Source organism: Thermosynechococcus sp. OHK43 (genome assembly GCF_014466085.1).
Taxonomy (GTDB): Bacteria; Cyanobacteriota; Cyanobacteriia; order Thermosynechococcales; family Thermosynechococcaceae; genus Thermosynechococcus.
On record NZ_JACOMP010000087.1, the window covers coordinates 1 to 5,016 of the forward strand.

At 54.4% G+C, this 5,016-nt stretch carries 5 protein-coding genes; 3 read left to right on the forward strand and 2 right to left on the reverse strand.

Annotated features, from left to right (window positions below; translation table 11 throughout):
- Positions 1-713: DNA repair protein RecO (recO, locus tag H8Q75_RS03685; protein ID WP_297040616.1), on the reverse strand; the 713-nt coding region annotated here is incomplete at its 3' end.
- Between the two features lie 166 nt (positions 714-879).
- Positions 880-2,406 (reverse strand): UbiD family decarboxylase, encoded by a 1,527-nt coding sequence (locus tag H8Q75_RS03690; protein ID WP_024125228.1) that lies wholly within the window; start codon positions 2,404-2,406, stop codon positions 880-882.
- A gap of 64 nt (positions 2,407-2,470) precedes the next feature.
- Here H8Q75_RS03690 and lpxA point away from each other — a divergent pair, with 64 nt between their 5' ends.
- The 3 genes from lpxA to H8Q75_RS03705 all read left to right on the forward strand — a co-directional run.
- Entirely contained in the window at positions 2,471-3,274 is an 804-nt protein-coding gene (gene lpxA, locus H8Q75_RS03695) for an acyl-ACP--UDP-N-acetylglucosamine O-acyltransferase (protein WP_024125227.1), read from the forward strand.
- A 62-nt stretch (positions 3,275-3,336) separates the two neighbouring features.
- On the forward strand, positions 3,337-3,870 hold the full coding sequence (locus H8Q75_RS03700; protein WP_024125226.1) for a hypothetical protein: 534 nt from the start codon (positions 3,337-3,339) through the stop codon (positions 3,868-3,870).
- Between the two features lie 7 nt (positions 3,871-3,877).
- A partial coding sequence (locus H8Q75_RS03705) for a serine/threonine-protein kinase (protein ID WP_297040621.1) occupies positions 3,878-5,016 on the forward strand: 1,139 nt, incomplete at its 3' end.

Sequence of the window (5,016 nt, forward strand, 5' to 3'; positions counted from 1 at the left end):
GGATAAGCCTCGGCTTGGGCGAGGAATTCCTCCCGTGCTAAGAATTGCGTGGTGGGCATCGCAAGCCATTGCCCCAGACGGACTTCACTGGCTGTCAGTTGGCGATCGCCCCCCGCACCACCAAGAGACCCATTCCCCACTGTCTGATCCGCCCTGATCGTGAAAACGCCGCCACTGGCAAAACTAAAACCCAATCGCCAGTCGGTATCCGCTGTAGGGATGGCAATTTTGCAGCCACTTTCCTGGCACTGGTACCATTCCGGGGCAATACCCTCCAATTGCAGGATGCCGCACAGGCCGCGCACCAATAGCGCCAGGGCAGCGCGACTCGAAGCCCCCTGAAGCTGATCCAACGTGGCACAGAGCCAATCAAAGAGATCCGGCTGGGGTTGCTGGGGATGGATTTGGTAGAGCACCACCTCACCGAGATATTGGGCAGCGGTCAGCGTGATCAAGTGGTTATTGAGGCCTTGGTATGTGGCTACTGTCTCTGCTTGAAGAATGCGGTCTAGATTGCGGCCGGCGCTAATAAAGAGGTCATTGACAACAAACAAATCCACCCGTCCCCCCAGTCTCGAGCGGGAGCTGCGGCTATGGGGGGCAACTAACTTCAGCAGCCCGCGATCGCGACTAAAGACACTGAGCAGGCGATCGCTTTCCCCCAGAGGCATGGCCTTGAGGTTAATGCCAATGGTGCGGTAGGTGCGACCCATCCCAAGTATCCAGACAGTAGCGGTAGATTAGTGAGCCTATCTTTTAGCCTATCGCGGCCAGTCCCCTAAACAGTGATCAACTTTTGGCGGACAAGCATTCTACCCCATCTCTACTTGTCTATTTGTCATCTTTTATGAACGCGTTTTATGAACGCGGTTGTTGCACTTATCGCCAACGAAAGGCCGGGTCTAGCTCATAGCCAAACTGCGTTGCATCTACGGCGGTTAAATCAATATCCCCAAGACCATATTCCTGCCAGCGTTCCGTGACTCGCCGTGCCACCCCCGGATCCGCGGTGAGGGGATCGCCCCAAGGATGGTCTGTTTCTGGGGGAATTTTGGTAGTGGCATCAATGCCCATGCGTCCCCCAAGGCCGATTTTTTCGCTAGCAAAGTCAAGGGAATCAAAGGGAGTATCTTCCAAAATAAAGACATCACGGCTGGGATCCACCTTGGAGCTAATGGCCCACACCACTTGCCGCGGATCACGGATATTGATCTCTTTGTCCACCACAATCACAAACTTGGTGTAGGTAAATTGGGGTAGGGCACTCCAAAAGGCAAGGGCGGCGCGCCGGGCTTGGCCAGGATAAGCTTTGTCAATGGAAATAATCGCCGCCTTATAACTGAGGGCTTCCATGGGCAAAAAGAAGTCCACAATTTCCGGTACCTGCTGCCGCAAAATGGGTGTGTAAATGCGGTTGAGGGCTAAGGCAATCATTGCCTCCTCCTTGGGGGGGCGACCACTAAATGTAGTCAAGTAAATGGGATTGCGACGATGGGTGAGGCAGTGGAAATGAATAACTGGCGAATCTTCCACACCACCGTAGTACCCCATGTGATCGCCACAGGGGCCATCGGGCAAGACTTCACCAGGGGTAATCGTGCCCTCAAGGATAAATTCCGACTGGGCAGGTACCTCTAGATCAAGGGTTTTGCACTTGGCCAACTGAATACCACCCCCACCATAGAGACCCGCAAAGAGCCATTCGGATAAATCCACGGGAATTGGTGTTGCCGCGGCCATGATAATCAAAGGATGAACCCCCAAGGCTACCGCCACCTCTAGTTTTTTGCCCTGGGCAGCTGCCTTGCGCAGATGGCGTGCCCCTCCCCGCACCGAGAGCCAATGGACGGTCATGGTGGTTGGGGATTGCAGTTGCAAGCGGTAAATGCCTACATTGGGAATGCCGGTCTCACAGTCTTTGGTAATCACCAGACCAAGGGTAATAATTTTGCCCGCATCCTTGGGGTAGGGGCGAATCAGCGGTAGTTGGCGTAAATCCAAATCGGGAGCTTTGATCACCACCTGCTGACAGGGGGGCAGCAAATCACGGCTCGGCTTGGCACGAACAACATCAAAGAGAATTTTGCCAAAATCAAGGACTTGACTCAGGGTTTTCGGCGGCTTGGGCTGCTGCAGCTTCGCTAGCTTTTCACCAAGGGTCTCTAGCTCTAAGGGGTGATCCATGTTCATTGCCCAGCAGACCCGCTCTAGGGTTCCCAAAAGATTCATCGCCACGGGATAGGGGGAACCAATGACGTTTTCAAAGAGCAAGGCCGGCCCGCCTGCGGCCAATAGCCGATTGCAAATCTCGGCCATTTCCAGATCAGGATCAACGGGTACGGTGATGCGTCGCAGTTGTTGCCGCTGTTCTAAAAGCTGGAGATAGTGCCGCAGGTCGTTCGTCATCGGGGATCAAAATCGCTTAATCTCTTTTATGTTAAGAATCTTTAGCCAATCGTGCAGGAATGTCATGGCGGTTCATCCCACGGCAGTCATTGAGGCGGGTGCCCACATTGGAGAAGAGGTGGAAATTGGTCCTTTTTGCTATGTGGCGGCCACGGTGGAGATTGGACGCGGTACGCAGTTGGCTCCCCATGTGACCCTATTGGGATATACCCGCCTTGGCGAGAACTGCAAAGTACATAGTGGGGCGGTGATTGGCGATCTGCCCCAAGATCTGGCTTATCAAGGGGGAATTAGCTATGTCCACATTGGCGATCGCTGTACGTTGCGGGAGGGAGTGACGATTCATCGGGGAACCCAGCCAGAAACAGTCACCCATGTAGGGCATGATTGCTTGCTGATGGCCCATAGCCACTTGGGTCACAATGTTTATGTGGGGAATCATGTGACAATCGCCAACAATACGTTGATTGCTGGCTATGCCCATGTGGGCGATCGCGCTTTTATCAGCGGCAACTGCCTGGTGCATCAATTTACCCGCATTGGTCGCTTGGCCATGCTTTCTGGCGGTACTGCCATTCAAAAAGATGTGCCCCCCTTTTGTATGACCCGTAGCCTCAGCACCAACACAATCATGGGCTTAAATGTGGTGGGCTTACGGCGAGCCGGCTTTTCTGCCCAAGACCGACAGCTCCTCAAAAAAGCCTTAGATATTCTCTACCGCTCACAATTGACCACCTCCCAAGCCGTTCAGCACCTGCGGGAACAGTTTGTGCATCCTCTCATTCAAGAGTTTTGCGATTTTATCAGTGCCTCAGAACGGGGCATTTGCCACTTTGTCCGCCGCGGCGAGGGAGACGATCGCGCCTGAGGGGAAGATAACCTTTTACCCTCTAAGTATGATCCCCCAACAGACTCTTGCTCCTGTTCGCTATGGCTGAAGTGCTGCTATTGTCCCTGATGAGTGGTAGCCTCGGTGTGTCAGCACTGCTTTACTATCAGTGGTGGGGCTGGCAAAAGCAACTCAGTCAACAATGCGATGAAGAAGAGGAACAGTTGACCACCTACCCCTCTAAAGAAGAACCCCATCAAGCGTCCCCCAAGTTGGCGGGTTGGGAATTCAAAATCCTGCGATCGCGCCGCAACCAATTTCACAATCCCGATGTCCTGCGCAAAGTCTGCCAGGAGGAAGCCCAGGGGGGCTGGATTTTATTTGAAAAGCTGGACGATCGCCGCCTGCGCTTTAGGCGACCCATGGCACTCAGGGAAAAAATTAAGCCGACTCCTAAATATGACCCTTACCGTAGTTACTATGGACCGCGGTTTGAATGGGAATCTTTGTTGTCCGTGATACTCTTGATGATGATGGCAACCTTACCTGCATATTTGGGCTATCGCTTGGTGATTCTCAGTCAACGGTCAGCCTCGCTGTCAACCACTGCTCCGTCTGCTCCATTGCGTCCCTAAGGTACCTATGTCCTCCCTTAGTTTACTTAGTGTGGGCACAATCCTCCAAGGGGGCAAATATCGCCTCGATGCCCTTTTGAGCCAGGGGGGCTTTGGGGTCACCTATCGCGCAACCCACACCCTACTCCATCAGACGGTGGTGCTCAAAACATTGAACTTGCAGCAGGAACCCCCAAAGCGGATTCATGATCTGGGGGAGCGGTTTATTCAGGAAGCCCAGCGTCTTGCCCAGTTTAATCATCCCCACATTGTGCGTGTCAGTGATTGCTTTATTGAGGGGGGTCGCCCCTTCATTGTTATGGACTATATCCCCGGCCGAACGTTGGCGCAGGTGATTCAGGAGGAAGGCCCGCTGCCGGAAAAAACGGCGCTCCACTATATCCGCCAAGTGGCCAGTGCCCTTGAATTGGTGCATGAGCATGGCCTACTGCACCGCGATGTCAAGCCCGATAACATTATGCTGCGGGAGGGCACCGATCAGGTGGTGCTGATTGACTTTGGCATTGCCCGTGAATACACCACTGGGGTGACGGAAACAAATACGGGGCTGGTCTCAGCAGGTTATGCGCCAGTGGAGCAGTATTTACCGCGCCACCAATGGACGCCCGCCACTGATGTCTATGCTCTTGCGGCAACCCTCTATGCCCTTTTGGCCGGACGCCCGCCTGTGGCCTCGATCCTGCGCGATCGCGTGCCGCTCGAGGACTTACGCCAGTTTCAGCCCAATCTAAGCCAGCGCACCATTGATGCTATTGAAGTGGGAATGGCTTTGGATGTCCGTGAGCGTCCCCAAACGGTGCGGGCCTGGTTACAACTGCTGATGGGGCAGTCTGTGGCGCGTCAAACCACAGCAACGGTGGCGGTAATGCCGCAGCACCGATCCACTGTTTTTGCCAATACTCAACCAGAGGGGACAGCAGTCGTTGCTTCCCCTAGACAACGCAATTTTTCGCCGTGGCTGTGGCTGTTGGGAACGGCAATCTTTGGCAGCCTAGCGGGCATTGGCCTAGGGCTATTTTTGCGCCATCAACGCGTGGACACAGTGACTCCTCCTCCCCCGCATCCTCAGGAACAGGCATTTCCACCAACCCTGCCGACTGTTGTACCACCCGTAGAGATGACGCCCCGCCCCACTCCGACACCGAC